The 15,879-nt window shown below is 51.6% G+C and carries 15 protein-coding genes; 11 read left to right on the top strand and 4 right to left on the bottom strand.

From position 1 onward, the window contains the following. Positions 1-91 precede the first annotated feature (91 nt). From rplJ to ACO6V1_RS07680, 7 genes are all read left to right on the top strand, one after another. On the top strand, positions 92-622 hold the full coding sequence (rplJ, locus tag ACO6V1_RS07710; protein ID WP_101748379.1) for a 50S ribosomal protein L10: 531 nt from the start codon (positions 92-94) through the stop codon (positions 620-622). A gap of 93 nt (positions 623-715) precedes the next feature. Further along, positions 716-1,090: a 50S ribosomal protein L7/L12 gene (gene rplL / locus ACO6V1_RS07705; protein ID WP_101748386.1), complete on the top strand. Its 375-nt coding sequence runs from the start codon at positions 716-718 to the stop codon at positions 1,088-1,090. 119 nt (positions 1,091-1,209) lie between these two features. Then, on the top strand, positions 1,210-1,425 hold the full coding sequence (locus ACO6V1_RS07700) for a hypothetical protein (RefSeq protein ID WP_422463176.1): 216 nt from the start codon (positions 1,210-1,212) through the stop codon (positions 1,423-1,425). 465 nt (positions 1,426-1,890) lie between these two features. Continuing rightward, a complete protein-coding gene (gene rpoB / locus ACO6V1_RS07695) occupies positions 1,891-5,967 on the top strand; it encodes a DNA-directed RNA polymerase subunit beta (RefSeq protein ID WP_422466400.1) in 4,077 nt (1,358 codons plus the stop codon). Positions 5,968-6,037: 70 nt separating this feature from the next. Then, positions 6,038-10,249, top strand: a complete 4,212-nt coding sequence (rpoC, locus tag ACO6V1_RS07690; protein WP_422466398.1) for a DNA-directed RNA polymerase subunit beta' — start codon at positions 6,038-6,040, stop codon at positions 10,247-10,249. A gap of 602 nt (positions 10,250-10,851) precedes the next feature. Continuing rightward, positions 10,852-11,832: a hypothetical protein gene (locus ACO6V1_RS07685; RefSeq protein WP_422466397.1), complete on the top strand. Its 981-nt coding sequence runs from the start codon at positions 10,852-10,854 to the stop codon at positions 11,830-11,832. Between the two features lie 146 nt (positions 11,833-11,978). Further along, positions 11,979-12,737 carry a TlyA family RNA methyltransferase gene (locus ACO6V1_RS07680; RefSeq protein WP_422447610.1) on the top strand — a complete coding sequence of 253 codons (759 nt, stop codon included), beginning with the start codon at positions 11,979-11,981 and terminating at the stop codon, positions 12,735-12,737. Here ACO6V1_RS07680 and ACO6V1_RS07675 read toward each other — a convergent pair whose 3' ends face one another. Continuing rightward, entirely contained in the window at positions 12,738-13,097 is a 360-nt protein-coding gene (locus ACO6V1_RS07675) for a hypothetical protein (RefSeq protein WP_422447608.1), read from the bottom strand. It abuts the gene before it with no gap. Positions 13,098-13,101: 4 nt separating this feature from the next. Here ACO6V1_RS07675 and ACO6V1_RS07670 point away from each other — a divergent pair, with 4 nt between their 5' ends. Both ACO6V1_RS07670 and ACO6V1_RS07665 read left to right on the top strand, forming a co-directional pair. Further along, positions 13,102-13,278, top strand: coding sequence for a hypothetical protein (locus tag ACO6V1_RS07670; RefSeq protein WP_422447606.1), 177 nt, complete (start codon positions 13,102-13,104; stop codon positions 13,276-13,278). Positions 13,279-13,348: 70 nt separating this feature from the next. After that, a complete protein-coding gene (locus ACO6V1_RS07665; RefSeq protein ID WP_422447604.1) occupies positions 13,349-13,942 on the top strand; it encodes a hypothetical protein in 594 nt (197 codons plus the stop codon). 27 nt (positions 13,943-13,969) lie between these two features. Here ACO6V1_RS07665 and ACO6V1_RS07660 read toward each other — a convergent pair whose 3' ends face one another. Then, positions 13,970-14,233: a YihD family protein gene (locus ACO6V1_RS07660; RefSeq protein WP_422447602.1), complete on the bottom strand. Its 264-nt coding sequence runs from the start codon at positions 14,231-14,233 to the stop codon at positions 13,970-13,972. Between the two features lie 141 nt (positions 14,234-14,374). Between ACO6V1_RS07660 and ACO6V1_RS07655 the strand changes: the two genes are divergently transcribed. Further along, the gene (locus ACO6V1_RS07655) at positions 14,375-14,752 is read left to right on the top strand and encodes a hypothetical protein (protein ID WP_422463182.1); all 378 of its coding nucleotides are present in this window, start codon (positions 14,375-14,377) and stop codon (positions 14,750-14,752) included. Positions 14,753-14,785: 33 nt separating this feature from the next. Here the strand turns inward: ACO6V1_RS07655 and ACO6V1_RS07650 are convergent, their stop codons facing one another. Next, positions 14,786-15,019 carry an IS3 family transposase gene (locus ACO6V1_RS07650; RefSeq protein WP_422447598.1) on the bottom strand — a complete coding sequence of 78 codons (234 nt, stop codon included), beginning with the start codon at positions 15,017-15,019 and terminating at the stop codon, positions 14,786-14,788. A 200-nt stretch (positions 15,020-15,219) separates the two neighbouring features. Then, positions 15,220-15,357 carry a transposase gene (locus ACO6V1_RS07645; protein ID WP_422466395.1) on the bottom strand — a complete coding sequence of 46 codons (138 nt, stop codon included), beginning with the start codon at positions 15,355-15,357 and terminating at the stop codon, positions 15,220-15,222. A gap of 351 nt (positions 15,358-15,708) precedes the next feature. On the opposite strand from ACO6V1_RS07645, the gene yhhA reads away from it, so the two are divergent. Further along, complete coding sequence (gene yhhA, locus ACO6V1_RS07640; protein ID WP_422447594.1) at positions 15,709-15,858, top strand: YhhA family cyclophane-containing RiPP; 150 nt, start codon at positions 15,709-15,711, stop codon at positions 15,856-15,858. The last annotated feature ends 21 nt before the right edge of the window (positions 15,859-15,879 follow it).

The following is a 15,879-nucleotide window of genomic DNA, read 5'->3' as shown; positions in this document are numbered from 1 at the left end:
AACGATATACACCCATCACCGTATTGTAAGCGCTTAATGATTTATCTTGGATAAATCATAAGTGAAACTTCATAAATTTGGAGTAAAGCCCATGGCGTTAGGACTCGAAGACAAGAAGGCTATTGTGGCCGAAGTCAGCGAGGCTGCACAAAGCGCTCTGTCGGCTGTAATCGCGGACTACCGTGGTCTTACTGTTAGTCAAATGACTGCTCTGCGTAAGCAGGCTCGTGAAGGTGGCGTCTACCTGAAGGTAGTTCGTAACACCCTGGCCAAGCGCGCTGTAGAAGGTACTGAGCTTCAGTGCCTGCAGGAAGTTCTGGTAGGCCCTACTGTGCTTGCTTTCTCTATGGAAGATCCGGGTGCCGCTGCGCGTCTGATGAAGGATTTTGCCAAAGAGAACAAAGAGCTGGACATCAAAGCCCTGTCTATTTCCGGACAGTTGCTGGGTGCAGAACAGATCGATGTTCTGGCCAAGATGCCTACTCTGGATCAGGCTCGCGCAATGCTGATGAGCGTAATGATCGCACCGGTAACCAAGCTGGCAAGAACTCTGAACGAGATTCCTGCAAGCATTACCCGTGTTGTGGCAGCTGTTGCCGACGAGAAGAAGAAAGCCGCTTAATCCTTGCCGGATTGGTTTTCTTGCTTTTTTGCTTAAACAAATTCCGGGGTTGACTGTTTGTTTGCCCCAACCAAGATTTTTGGAGATATAGAGATGGCTCTGTCCAAAGAAGATATCCTGAATGCAATCGCTGAAATGTCTGTAATGGACGTTGTTGAACTGGTTTCCGCTATGGAAGAAAAGTTCGGCGTTTCTGCTGCTGCTGCTGTTGCTGTTGCTGCTGCTCCTGCTGAAGCTGCTGCCGCTGCTGAAGAAAAAACTGAGTTCGACGTAATCCTGGCTGACGCTGGCGAGAAGAAAGTTAACGTCATCAAGGTAGTACGTGCTGCTACTGGTCTGGGTCTGAAAGAAGCCAAGGCTGTTGTAGACGGCGCTCCAGCTCCTCTGAAAGAAGGCGCTTCTAAAGAAGAAGCTGAAGAGCTGAAGAAGCAGCTGGAAGAAGCTGGTGCTAAAGTAGAAATCAAGTAATTTCTACAAAAGCATTGCATAATCCCGGGTCTGTTGCATAATAGATTCAGGTGGCTGGTGCCTGCGAGGGTGCCGGCCTTTTTTCCGTTGTATGAGCTATATCGTCTGAGTAACTGTATTTGCACGTAGATCCTGTTCTATATCATGAAACTTCCCATTCTTTTCAGTCTTTATGGCTGGATGGGGTTCTTCGTGATGTTGATCGGGGTATTGCTGTTTTGGCAGATCGTTGTGGCAGCGGTATGGACCTGGAAAAGTCGTCACAGAAACTGATCAATCTGGAGAAGGCTTTTTGTGATGGTGTAAAACGTTTAAATACAGGGGTTTTCCGGTAATTGCAGTACCACTTCAGATCGAGCTGTGAGATGATGGTAGATTGCTGTAGAGAATTCATGCGCTGACCGTTTTGCCCAGCCTGACATATAAAAGCTGTCTAATAAACCATTGGGCAGATTTGAATACCGCTTCCGTTGCCTTGTGCGATGTAAGCGGTATTGCCGTGAAAGCAGGGTAGTAAATCTGAACAATAGTGTCAGGTTGCTTTCTGTTCAGGCGCTAAAGCTCATACAACGGTTGATGTCTATCACGACATGAAGTGTCGACAACGATGCACAGTGTCTGTAACGGCATTAAGAGTATCTGCAACACCTCAGGGGTGTCTGTGATACAGGTCAGTAGATGACCATAAAAGTTGAAAATTTATTGGTTTTGACAGGGAGCCACCCGCTCTCGAACTAACCTACTATGGCTAGGCGACGCCGCCTGAAGTCAAAAACAGGTAACCAAGCTGGGGAACGCTGATGGCATACTCGTATACAGAGAAAAAACGCATCCGCAAGGACTTCGGCAAGCTGCCGAGTGTCATGAATGTGCCGTATCTGCTGGCGATTCAGCTTGATTCATATCACAAGCTGTTGCAGTCAGATAAAGAACCGGCAGCCAGAGAAGATATCGGGCTGCACGCAGCCTTCAAATCCGTCTTTCCAATCGTAAGCTATTCCGGCAATGCCGCCCTTGAATATGTTAGCTACAGACTGGGTGCTCCTGCGTTTGATGTCAAGGAATGCCAGCTCAGGGGTGTCACTTACGCAGTACCTCTGCGGGTCAAGGTGCGCCTGATTATCTACGATAAAGACTCCGCTAACAAGGCAATCAAGGATATCAAAGAGCAGGAAGTGTACATGGGCGAAATTCCGCTCATGACCGATAACGGTACCTTTGTTATCAATGGTACAGAGCGTGTTATCGTATCTCAGCTGCATCGCTCTCCGGGCGTATTCTTTGATAATGACCGGGGTAAGACTCACTCCTCCGGTAAGCTGCTGTATTCTGCCCGTGTTATTCCTTACCGTGGTTCATGGCTGGACTTTGAGTTTGATCCAAAGGATCTGCTGTATGTCCGTATCGACCGTCGTCGTAAGCTGCCTGCCACCATCCTGCTGAGAGCCATCGGGCTTTCCAATGAAGAAATTCTTGATAATTTCTTTGATTTTGTTGAATTCAACATTGGCGCTGAAAATGTCAGCACCGAGTTTGTTGCCGATCGTCTGAGAGGCGAGGCGGCCAGCTTTGATATCTACGATAACGACGGTAACGTTGTTGTAGAGCAGGGCCGTCGTGTCACTGCACGACACCTCCGTGACCTGCAAAAAGCCAACATCAAGAACCTGGAAGCGCCGGTAGATTATATCTATGGCCGTGTTCTGGCGAAGACTGTTATTCACAAATCTACTGGTGAAATCATTGTTGAGTGCAACACTGAGATCACCCCTGACGTTTATGAAAAACTGCTGTCTGCCGGTATCAAAACCGTAGAAACGCTGTACATCAATGAGCTGGAGTGTGGTCCGTTCATGTCTGACACCCTGCGTGCAGATACCACCACCAACCGTCTGGAAGCGCTCGTTGAAATCTACCGCATGATGCGTCCTGGCGAGCCGCCAACGCAGGATGCTGCTGAAGCCCTGTTCCAGAACCTGTTCTTCTCCACCGAGCGTTATGATCTGTCTGCCGTCGGTCGAATGAAGTTCAACCGTCGTCTGGGACGTGATGAAGATACCGGTTCCGGTGTTCTGGATAACTCCGACATTATTGATGTCCTGCGCATCCTCGTTGATATCCGCAACGGTAAAGGGATCTGTGACGATATCGATCACCTGGGTAACCGTCGTGTACGTTCCGTGGGCGAAATGGCTGAGAACCAGTTCCGTGTCGGTCTGGTACGTGTTGAGCGTGCCGTTAAGGAACGTCTGAGCCTGGCGGAGTCCGAAGGCCTGATGCCTCAGGATCTGATCAACGCCAAACCGGTAGCGGCGGCAATCAAGGAATTCTTCGGTTCCAGCCAGCTGTCCCAGTTTATGGACCAGAACAACCCGCTGTCCGAGATTACTCACAAGCGTCGTGTATCTGCGTTGGGCCCGGGCGGTCTGACCCGTGAGCGTGCCGGCTTCGAGGTGCGTGACGTACACGCGACTCACTACGGTCGTGTATGCCCCATCGAGACGCCTGAAGGTCCAAACATCGGTCTGATCAACTCGCTGGCTACCTATGCCCGTACCAACGACTATGGCTTCCTGGAAGCGCCATATCGTCGCGTTGTTGATGGCCAGGTCACTGATGACGTGGATTACCTGTCTGCTATCGAAGAAGGTGAATACGTTATCGCCCAGGCTTCTGCGGCCATGGACAAAAAACGACAACTGACGGAAGAGCTGGTTGTTGTCCGTTACCGTGGTGAAGCCACCCTGATGAGCCCGGATAAAGTCCAGTACATGGACGTATCCACCAAGCAGATGGTGTCGGTTGCAGCCTCTCTGATTCCATTCCTTGAGCACGACGACGCTAACCGTGCCTTGATGGGATCGAACATGCAACGTCAGGCCGTACCAACCCTGAGAGCAGAGAAGCCTCTGGTGGGTACCGGTATGGAGCGTAACGTGGCTTCCGACTCCGGTGTCTGTGTGGTTGCCCGTCGTGGCGGTGTGATCGATACCGTTGACGCAGCCCGTATCGTGGTGCGTGTGAATGATGATGAAGTGCAGCCAGGTGAGGCCGGTGTTGATATCTACAACCTGACCAAATACACCCGTTCTAACCAGAATACCTGTATTAACCAGCGTTCCCTGGTGAAGGCGGGCGATCAGATTGCCCGTGGCGACATCATGGCGGACGGTCCGTCGGTGGACATGGGTGAACTGGCGCTGGGTCAGAACATGCGCGTCGCGTTCATGCCCTGGAACGGTTACAACTTTGAGGACTCCATCCTCATCTCTGAGCGTGTTGTTCAGGAAGACCGCTTTACCACCATCCACATCCAGGAACTGACCTGTGTGGCCCGTGACACCAAGCTGGGTTCCGAAGAGATCACTGGCGATATTCCCAACGTTGGTGAGTCCGCCCTGAACAAGCTGGATGAAGCCGGTATCGTTTATGTGGGTGCAGAAGTGGGCGCTGGTGACATTCTGGTGGGTAAGGTGACGCCAAAAGGTGAAACCCAGCTGACGCCGGAAGAAAAGCTGCTGCGTGCCATCTTCGGTGAGAAGGCATCCGATGTTAAGGATACCTCTCTGCGTGTGCCGACCAGTGTCAAAGGTACCGTTATTGACGTGCAGGTCTTTACCCGTGATGGCGTAGAGAAGGACTCCCGTGCGCTTTCTATTGAAAAGGCGCAACTGGATGAATACCGCAAGGACCTGAATGAAGAGTTCCGTGTGGTTGAGCATGACACCTTCGCCCGTCTGCGTGGTGCCCTGCGTGATCAGCCGGTGGTTCGCGCCCCGGGTCTTGGCAAGGGTGACCGGATCAGCGACAGCTATCTGGATGGCCTGGAGCACGAGCAGTGGTTCAAACTGTCCATGGAAGACGAAGCACTCAATGAGATGCTGGATCTGTCCAGAGAACAGCTGAAAGAGCGTCGTGCCCAGCTGGATGAGCGCTTCGAAGACAAGAAGAAGAAGCTCCAGACTGGCGATGATATGGCCCCTGGCGTGCTGAAGATCGTCAAGGTCTACCTGGCCATCAAGCGTCGTATTCAGCCTGGTGACAAGATGGCGGGACGTCACGGTAACAAGGGTGTTATCTCCGTCATCATGCCGGTAGAAGACATGCCGCACGATGAAGAGGGTAATCCGGTTGATATCGTACTGAACCCTCTGGGTGTACCATCGCGAATGAACGTTGGTCAGGTGCTGGAGACTCACCTGGGTGCTGCGGCCAAGGGCCTTGGCGTCAAGATCAACCGCATGCTGGAAGCTCAGCAGAGCATGGCGCAACTGCGCAAGTTCCTGGACGAAGTTTACAACGGTATCCCTGGTTCCAGCCCGGTGGAAGTTGACTCCTTCAGCGATACCGAAGTGCTGGAGCTGGCCCGCAACCTGCGTGGCGGTGTCCCGATGGCAACGGCGGTATTTGACGGTGCCAAAGAGACCGAGATCAAGCGGCTGCTGCGCCTGGCGGACATGAACGACAGTGGTCAGGTCAAGCTGTTTGACGGTCGTACCGGCGAATCCTTTGAGCGTCCGGTCACCGTTGGCTACATGTACATGCTCAAGCTGAACCACTTGGTAGACGACAAGATGCACGCTCGTTCTACTGGTTCTTACTCTCTTGTTACCCAGCAGCCTCTGGGTGGTAAGGCACAATTCGGTGGCCAGCGTTTCGGGGAGATGGAGGTCTGGGCACTGGAAGCTTACGGTGCTGCCTACACTCTGCAGGAAATGCTGACTGTGAAGTCCGATGACGTCACTGGCCGTACCAAGATGTACAAAAACATCGTGGATGGCGACCACAGAATGGAAGCCGGTATGCCGGAATCCTTCAACGTACTGTTGAAGGAAATCCGCTCACTGGGCATCGACATCGAACTGGAAACCGAATAACGAACGTGTGGCCAGGGTGCCTGCTCTCTGATAGAACAGCAGGCACCTTGCACCGCGAGGAGATACGATCTTGAAAGACTTATTGAATCTGCTCAAGACACAGGGCCAGACGGACGAATTCGATGCTATTCGGATTGCGCTGGCTTCACCGGACATGATCCGGTCCTGGTCATACGGCGAAGTGAAAAAGCCGGAAACCATCAATTACCGTACGTTCAAGCCTGAGCGTGACGGTCTGTTCTGTGCCAAGATTTTTGGCCCGGTCAAAGACTACGAGTGCCTCTGTGGCAAGTACAAGCGACTGAAGCACCGTGGTGTTATTTGTGAGAAGTGTGGTGTTGAGGTTGCCCTGGCCAAGGTGCGTCGTGAGCGCATGGGTCACATTGAGTTGGCCAGCCCGGTGGCCCACATCTGGTTCCTGAAATCCCTGCCATCCCGTATCGGTCTGTTGCTGGACATGACCCTGCGTGATATCGAGCGGGTACTGTACTTTGAATCTTACGTTGTTGTTGATCCGGGCATGACCACGCTGGAGAAAAACCAGCTGCTGTCGGATGAGCAATACTACGAAGCTCTGGAAGAGTTTGGTGATGACTTTGATGCCCGCATGGGTGCCGAAGCCATCAAGGGTCTGCTGGCGGATATCGACATCGAAGACGAAGTCAACACGCTGCGTGAAGAGATTCCACAGACCAACTCTGAAACCAAGCTGAAGAAGCTGAGCAAGCGTCTGAAGCTGCTGGAAGCGTTCCATAACTCAGGCAACAACCCTGAGTGGATGATCCTGACCGTTCTGCCGGTTCTGCCGCCAGATCTGCGCCCTCTGGTGCCGCTGGACGGTGGCCGTTTTGCCACGTCTGACCTGAACGATCTGTATCGCCGGGTGATCAACCGTAACAACCGTCTGAAGCGTCTGCTGGACCTGAACGCGCCGGACATCATCGTCCGTAACGAAAAGCGGATGTTGCAGGAGTCTGTTGACGCGCTGCTGGATAACGGCCGTCGTGGTCGTGCCATCACCGGTTCCAACAAGCGTCCCCTGAAGTCCCTGGCCGACATGATCAAGGGTAAGCAGGGTCGTTTCCGTCAGAACCTGCTGGGTAAGCGTGTAGACTACTCTGGTCGTTCGGTTATTACCGTAGGTCCTACCCTGCGTCTGCATCAGTGCGGTCTGCCCAAGAAGATGGCGCTGGAACTGTTCAAGCCATTTATCTTCGGTAAGCTGGAAGCCAAAGGTCTGGCTACCACCATTAAAGCCGCCAAGAAGATGGTTGAGCGGGAAACCCCTGAGGTGTGGGACGTTCTGGCGGATGTCATCCGCGAACACCCGGTCATGCTGAACCGTGCGCCAACCCTGCACCGTCTGGGTATTCAGGCGTTCGAACCGGTACTGATCGAAGGTAAGGCGATTCAGTTGCACCCACTGGTGTGTGCCGCCTATAACGCCGACTTCGACGGTGACCAGATGGCGGTGCACGTACCGCTGACGCTGGAAGCCCAGCTCGAAGCCCGTGCCCTGATGATGTCCACCAACAACATCCTGGCACCCGCTAATGGTGAGCCGATCATCGTACCTTCCCAGGACGTGGTACTGGGTCTGTACTACATCACCCGTGAGCGCATCAATGCCAAGGGTGAAGGTATGGCCTTCGTTGATATCGACGAAGTTATGCGAGCCTACCGTACCAAGGCGGTTGATCTGCATGCCCGCATCAAGGTGCGTGTCCATGAGAAGTACCGGGACGGTGAAGGTGTCGAGCACGACAACAAGTTCCTGGCGGATACCACCGTTGGACGAATGATCCTGTGGGATATCGTGCCTGAAGGTCTGCCTTTTGCCCTGGTTAACCAGGCCATGAAGAAGAAGGCGATCTCCGGCCTGTTGAATGCCTGTTACCGTAACGTTGGTCTGAAAGAAACCGTTATCTTCGCTGACCAGATGATGTATCTGGGCTTCCAGTACGCAACGATTTCCGGTACTTCCATCGGTGTTAACGATTTCGTTATTCCTCCTGAGAAGGCGCGCATCATCGATGATGCCAACGAAGAGGTTAAGGAAATCGAAAACCAGTTTGCTTCTGGTCTGGTCACTGCCGGTGAGAAGTACAACAAGGTTATCGATATCTGGTCCCGTGCCAACGAAATGCTGGCCAAGCGGATGATGGATAACCTGAAGTCCGACACGGTGATCAACAAGCAGGGCGATGAAGAAGAGCAGGAATCCTTCAACAGCGTCTACATGATGGCGGACTCCGGAGCCCGGGGTAGTGCGGCACAGATTCGTCAGCTGGCGGGTATGCGTGGTCTGATGGCCAAGCCAGACGGCTCCATCATCGAAACGCCGATTACTGCGAATTTCCGTGAAGGTCTGAACGTACTCCAGTACTTCATCTCCACCCACGGTGCTCGTAAGGGCCTGGCGGATACTGCACTGAAAACAGCGAACTCCGGTTACCTGACCCGTCGTCTGGTTGACGTTGCCCAGGATCTGGTGGTCACTGAAGACGACTGTGGCACCAGCGACGGCCTGCTGATGACGCCGCACATTGAAGGCGGTGATATCGTAGAGCCATTGGGTGAGCGTATTCTGGGCCGTGTGGTGGCAGAAGACGTACTCAAGCCAGGCAGCGACAGTGAAATTGCCGTACCTGCCGGCACCCTGATTGATGAAATGTGGGTGAAGCGTCTCGAAACCATGAATGTTGACGAGATGCGCGTACGGTCCCCAATTACCTGTGAAACCCGTCACGGTATCTGTTCCAAGTGTTACGGCCGTGACCTGGGTCGTGGTCACCTGGTGAACAAGGGTGAGGCAGTGGGTGTTATCGCTGCACAGTCCATCGGTGAGCCGGGCACACAGCTGACCATGCGTACCTTCCACATCGGTGGTGCGGCATCGAGAAACGCAGCAGCAGACAGCGTAACGGTGAAGAACAAAGGTTCTATCCGTCTGCTGAACCTGAAGTCGGTTGAACGTAAGGATGGTACTCTGGTAGCGGTCAGCCGTTCCGGACAGCTGGCCATTGCTGATGAATTTGGCCGTGAGCGTGAGCGTTACAAGCTGCCTTACGGTGCAATGATTTCGGTGAAGGACGGCGATCTGGTGGAAGCAGGCCAGACCGTGGCCAAGTGGGATCCACACACTCACCCGATCATCACGGAAACCGCCGGTATTGTTGAATTCCAGGGTATGGATGAAAACATCACCGTGAAGACGCAGACAGACGAACTGACCGGTCTGTCCAATATGGAAGTGATGGATCCGAAGGATCGTCCGTCCGCCGGTAAGGATATTCGTCCAGCCATTCAGCTGAAAGATGCCAATGGTAACGAACTGAAGCTGCCAGGTACTGACGTTCCTGCCCAGTACTTCCTGCCAGCGAACGCCCTGGTGAACCTGGTGGATGGTGCCACGGTGGAAGTGGGTGCGGTACTTGCCCGTATTCCTCAGCAGTCTTCCGGTAACCGGGACATCACCGGTGGTCTGCCAAGGGTTGCTGACCTCTTTGAGGCCCGTAAGCCAAAAGAGCACTCGATCCTGGCGGAAATCTCCGGAACCATCGGCTTCGGTAAGGAAACCAAAGGTAAGAAACGTCTGGTGATTACACCGACTGACGGTACTGATCCTTATGAAGAACTGATTCCGAAATGGCGTCACCTCAACGTGTTTGAGGGTGAGCAGGTAACCCGCGGTGAAGTTATCTCCGACGGCCCGACCAATCCACACGACGTGCTGCGTCTGCTGGGTGTTGGTGAACTGGCTCGCTACATCGTTAACGAAATCCAGGACGTATACCGTCTGCAGGGTGTAAAGATTAACGATAAGCACATTGAGACCATTCTGCGTCAGATGCTGCGTAAGGTAGAAATCACCGATACCGGTGACTCGACCTTTATCCGTGGTGACCAGCTGGAGTACACACGCCTGCTGGAAGAGAATGACCGTGTTAACCGTGAAAACGGCTTCCCGGCCAAGTTCGAGCGCGTGCTGCTGGGTATTACCAAGGCATCTCTGGCAACAGAATCCTTCATCTCTGCGGCTTCCTTCCAGGAGACCACCCGTGTCCTGACCGAAGCGGCGGTAACCGGCAAGCGCGATTACCTGCGCGGCCTGAAGGAGAACGTGGTCGTTGGTCGTCTGATCCCGGCAGGTACCGGTCTGACTTACCACGCTGAGCGTCGTAAGGGACGTGAAGAAGTTGAGTTTGAGACTCCGGCCAAGATCTCGGCTTCTGAAGTCGAGCAGGCACTGTCTGATGCTTTGAACTTCGGTGAAGTTTAATTGCTGATCCGTTAAAGGCCTGCCTTTAACATCCAAAAAAAGCCACCTGACCGGTGGCTTTTTTTTGTCTGTTGAAAAAAAACAATAAATGTTTTGGGACTAGTACATGGTTTCAATGAGTTTGAGGGGGTGTCGTGCCTCCGCACTCCGTTCGTCCTGAGCCTGTCGAAGGGCGGAAACTCCGGACTCTGATAGATCGTGCCAAGCACCCTTCGACTCCGCTCAGGGTGAACGGAGATTGTACACTTTAAACTCATTGAAACCATGTACTGGTACAGAAAAGCATTAATACCCGTACACCCCGTTCATCCTGACCTTGCCGAAGGATGGTGCCACCGCACTTCAACAAGCTTTCACGAATGGTATGGGTATCAGCGCTTAACTGCACTAGACGGACGCTTAAGTCCGACAGGCTCCTGGTGACTTTATTGCTGATCAGCTTTCTGAGTCACCTAACGGATATTTTACGCATACTTGACGGTGTGTGTAGTTATACAGGGGAACTGGTGTTTCCTCTTAGCACTCTAAATACCCGGTTTGTGTCTGTTATTCCAATAATGGTAGGACTCATTCAGCCACTATGGTTTTCTGGGGATTGAGGTGTGGAAGCGTTAGCTGTCAAAACAGCTGGTTCACGGAATCTGACTCAGCCCGGTCCTGCAGGGGAGGGCGGCCGTTTACAGAGGGCAAGAGCCTGGGTGTGGGATGTCTGTGTTCCTGCGACCAAAAAGCTGTTGCCTGTTGTTGGAAACACTTACCGGGAGAACAAAACCTGGTGTGAACGATTGGGAGGGGTGGGGGTGGTCGCCGGTATTGGTCTCTACACCGGTATGATTTCCCTTCCTACGATTTTTTACCTTGGGGGTGGGTTTGCGGCGGGGGCGCTTTACTATCGTGGCCCAATGAAAGAAGAAAGTCATCATAATGTGACGTCTAATGATCCTCCGCCCACTTTGCCCGGGCCATCAGGAGATGGCCGATGCTCAAAACACGACATTGTCGCATTAATGAAAGTCCTTGATGATCTGCTGATGAACTTTTCAGATTTGAATGCCAGGGTGGATGCCTTGACAGCAGAGAGGACAATGGCTGCGGTTAATCGATTGAATCAAGAGGCATCCAGAAAGAAGGGAGCAATAGAGAAAGGCCTGCCGGATGATGTCAGCCTGAAAGAAGCCTTACAGATCGCCTGTGTAATAAGACCTCGCATCTTTCTTACCTTGCTGCATGAGTTATCAGGAGTGAGTTCAGCTGGAGATGATGTGGGTAAAATTGTCAATAAGATTCTGGGGGAGACTTTTCACAACCCATGCCCTGAAATACGTCGGACGCGTCGAGCGGATTATGAACAATTGGCAGACGCTTTTCTTGAGTCAGGCAAAGCGGGTTCCCAGGGTAAAAGAGGGCGGCCTGTGTCTCAAAAAGTGCAGGTTGATATTCTTCACGGGATAACTGCTCCGTGGACCATAGCGGATGAAGGCAGGGCGCAGGAAGTGATGCATAAAATAGATAAAGTCGCCAGTTTGGCACTTTATCAGTGGAAAGCGGCCCGTAAAGATGCCGATGAAGCGCGCTTTCGTTAATTCTTCCAGTATCCGTGCCTGTGATTATTTCCCTGACAGGCTTCAGTTAAATCACCCTCGGTGAGTATGGCCATTGCAATACCTGAAGTGATTTGCGACTGGTGTATAATGCTGGATCAGTTGTCGTTTCTATTTAAAGTTTATTTATGCGCAGACTCGATCTTATTCTTGTGGATCAGGGTAAAGTGTCTTCCCGAAGTCGGGCCCAGCGATTAATCAGTGAAGGCAGGGTGAAAGTCCGGCAGTCAGGAGGCTGGGAAACGCCGGGCAAAGCGGGTCAGAAATACCCTGACTGGGTTGAGATTGATATCTGTCAGGATGAAGCCGATCAATTTGTCTCCCGGGGTGGAATGAAACTGGCCGGAGCACTGGCGGTGTCTGGTATATCCCTAACCGGTGCGACCGTGATTGATGTTGGCCAGTCTACCGGTGGGTTTACAGATTGTGCATTGCAGGCCGGGGCGTCCAGAGTCATAGGGGTTGAGGTGGGTCATGGCCAGCTGGTCGAGTCGCTGCGTCAGGATCCCAGGGTGATCTGTCTTGAAGGGATGAATGCCCGTGCATTGCCTGCTGCACTCCTTGATCATACGGATCAGCAACAGGGATTTGATCTTGCGGTTATGGATGTGTCGTTTATTTCCCAAACCAGAATTTTGCCATCGCTGGTGCCTCTGCTAAAGCAGGGAGGGCAGCTGCTGAGCCTGGTGAAACCCCAGTTTGAGGTGGGGCCCGGCGGTCTGGGTAAGGGAGGAATTGTCAAGGATTCCCGGTTGTATCCAGAGGTTGAGCAATCAATCAAAGCCTGCTGCATTGAGCTTGATTTACAGGTTCGTGGTTATTTTGACAGCCCGATTACCGGTGGTGATGGCAATCGTGAGTTTTTTATCTGGGCTCAGCGCCAATGATCATGGACCCAGTTTCCATACTTTGATGGGCAGTGTGTAGTGTTTGATAACGGTCTTCAGTCGCTGCCAGTGGGAATGCTCCTCTGCCGTTTTGAGAATCAGAACAATCCCCGCTTTTTTCCCGGTCAGCATGCTGTAGTTTAATGACTGACCGATTGCCTCCGGCCACTTTCGGGCAAATTCAATCTCAATGGCGTATTGATCCGTAAGGCAGTCAATACGTCGGCCGTCTTTTAGCCGGTGTTCCACTTTACCATCCATCCCTTCACACCAGACTTGCTGATACCAGGACTCTGATGGCTGTGCCCTGCTCACTGCGGCTGATGCCGAAATGGTCAACGCTAAAATGGAGCCGGTCATTCTGTTGAGTGCTGTGGTCATCGAGTTTTCTGAGGCCTTTTCAGACTGTTTGCATCGGCAGGACCGGGAAAAAAAGGAGATGGCTTTGTGGTTGGAAGGATTTGGTTTTCAGGCAATCAGCCAATTAGAAAAAAAACAACGTTGTGCTAGTTTTAACCACACCCTGTCAAGTAATGATTGAGGTTAGTGCAATGTACTTTGTCAAACTTTGCCGGTTCTGGGTCCCTTCCCTGTTTTTCGTGGCTCTCAATATGTTTTCACCTGGTGCCCTTGCCGACCATGAGGAAGCTTGTGACTGGGGACAGAACAGAGTCACGGCCTATGAATCCGGTTTTCGTGGAGTCCTGCCGCCAACAGCTGATGAATGGAACCATCAGAGTTATGAGGTGCTTGGCAAGAGAGATGGCCTGAAAACCTGGCTGATTCGTTATGACGATCACTTCTACCGGGGAGGTGAGCTGGAAAGTGCTGAAGGTGCCCACAGTCTTGCCAACCTTGGCATAAAAACCGTTTTTGCCATCACCTCGGCTGATAAAGAGCGTGAATGGCTGGAAAGTGAGGGTATTAAAGTTGTTGATTTATCCTTTGACAAGAATGCCAGCCTTGACCAGAGCCAAATCCGGCATATTGCGGAACAATTGAGTGCTCATCCTGCTCCGGTGTATGTGCACTGCGTGGGAGGCACCCAGCGTGGCGGTGTGGTGGGTATTATCTATCGTCTTTCCCACGGCTGGAAACCTGACCAGTCGCTGCTGGAATTTGCCTACCTGGGTGGCTCTTTGAAAGCTAATGATAATACCCTCAAGGCTGTTCTGAAGACATTGTCTTCAGGTGTGCAGCACTGACCTCTCAATAGTCGGCGCGTTCCCTGGTCATTTACAGCCACGGGCCTTGAGAAGCGCTTCCTTAAAATCGACCTCAACATCTTTGGCGAGGCCCGGAATCATCGCATCCGGAGCCTCGCCTTTCATTTTCAGATGATACATCAGCAGGTCATCCGTTACTTCGTGAAGAGGCCCTTTATGGCCAGCTTCTGTGGCCAGGGCCTCAATAATCTGTACCAGATTCAGGTGATCCTGTTTTTGCCACTGTGGGGAGAGGAGCTCGATCAATTCGTTAATTCTGTGACTGCTCATATTTCAGTACTCAAGGTGAAGGTTTGGAGGTGCTTCGCCAGTGTGGCAAGAGCACGAATCATCTGGAACTTTTCATTAGTTCCAAGTGTCTGACAGCAGTCTATCGAACAATTTTTTTTAAGCAAAACGGAATTATTATCTATGAATATTGGGGATGCAGCAGCACATCTTGCCATGTTTGGCCTTAAAACAATGACCACCAATGAAAGCTCGCTTTTCGGCTTCTCTCAGCCAAAATGGCAGAGTTATTCAGTGACGTTCGTTACCGGGACTTTTGGTAGTATCCTGGGCCTGTCGCAATGCGCTCTGGAGGGCTGGAGCCCATCAAGGCGCACAAAGCTTATGCTGGCAGTGAATGTGGCCACTGTGGCCTACAGCTTTAGGGCTATCCAACAAGAGATTGCTTTTCGTGCTGCCTGTTTGGGAGAGTTCAGGGAAACGGGTGTTATTAACCCGAATTGTGACTCCCCTTGTGAGTTGCTTGGTATGTCTGAAGATCAATGTGTAGTGGATTCATAGATGTGTAGTGGTCAAGTACAAATGGATACCTGATTAAGCCGCTTTCCTGAATTCCTGTTGTTCAAAGTCCTCAGGGCTCACGTAATCAAGATAGGAGTGAAGTCTGTGGTTGTTGTAGAACAAAATGTAATCAATAACCGCTGCTTCAACATCTGCTCTTGTTTCGAAAATATAATGATCAGTCCTTTCCCTTTTCAGGCTTCCAAAGAAGCGTTCGGTCACTGCATTATCCCAGCAATTTCCCTTACGGCTCATACTGCAGATCATGCCGTACTCCATGAGCTGAGCCTGATAGTCCAGAGAAGCATACTGACTCCCCTGATCCGAATGGTGGAGTACTGCCGGGCCAGGCCTACGGCGGCTCCCCCACGCCATTCTCAACGCCTATAAAGGTAATTCTGTCGTCATGCGACATTGACCAGCCCACGATTTTCCTTGAAGTTCTTTTATTCGCTGTTGATCAGGCGTCAGAGCTTGCTGCCCTTTGCCAGGAAAAGACATTTCCTTTTTTCATTCTGCTCCCGTACCCAGCGTCTCAGGTTGCCATCATGGATACCAAGACTTCTGGCCACTTCTGTAGCAGCCTGCCCCTGTTCAACTACCATAGCAATGGCTTTACGCTAAAATTCCGGAGAATAATTCTTGCGCTGCTTTGTCACTTTCTACCTCGTCATCAACTGCACTATTGTGATTAACGAGGTGTCCTAAGTCATTAAACCACTTCAGTTGTGGGACTCTGTCCTATCCCGATTAAGCACTCTGCACCTCATGCATCGTGCAAGCATACAATCACACCTCTATGTTTCATGTTGTATTTCATTAAATATCATTGATTTACAGCAGTGCAGAAATATAAAATCGATAGCAATTAATAAGTTAGCGCGCTTCATTTTTTTTCTTGAGATACAGGGCAAAATACTTATATGATTCCCTTGCGACAAAAAAAGGATTAAAAAATGCAAGCTTCAACAACTACAAAAAACAAATTCGCACCAAGCAACTCAGCCAGTCCTGTTCTAGCCCGCCTTATGGAGGAAGTTAGAAATAGTAAGACTACCATGTCTAGATACGATAGAACTCATAATCGCCATAACAGAGGTCAGTAACCGTAGTGGAAGTACCTTTAG

The sequence above is a fragment of the Endozoicomonas sp. ALC013 genome (assembly GCF_049310205.1).
Classification (GTDB): Bacteria; Pseudomonadota; Gammaproteobacteria; order Pseudomonadales; family Endozoicomonadaceae; genus Endozoicomonas.
Note: the sequence above shows the minus strand (reverse complement) of the source record. Positions and strands in the feature narration are given on the sequence as shown.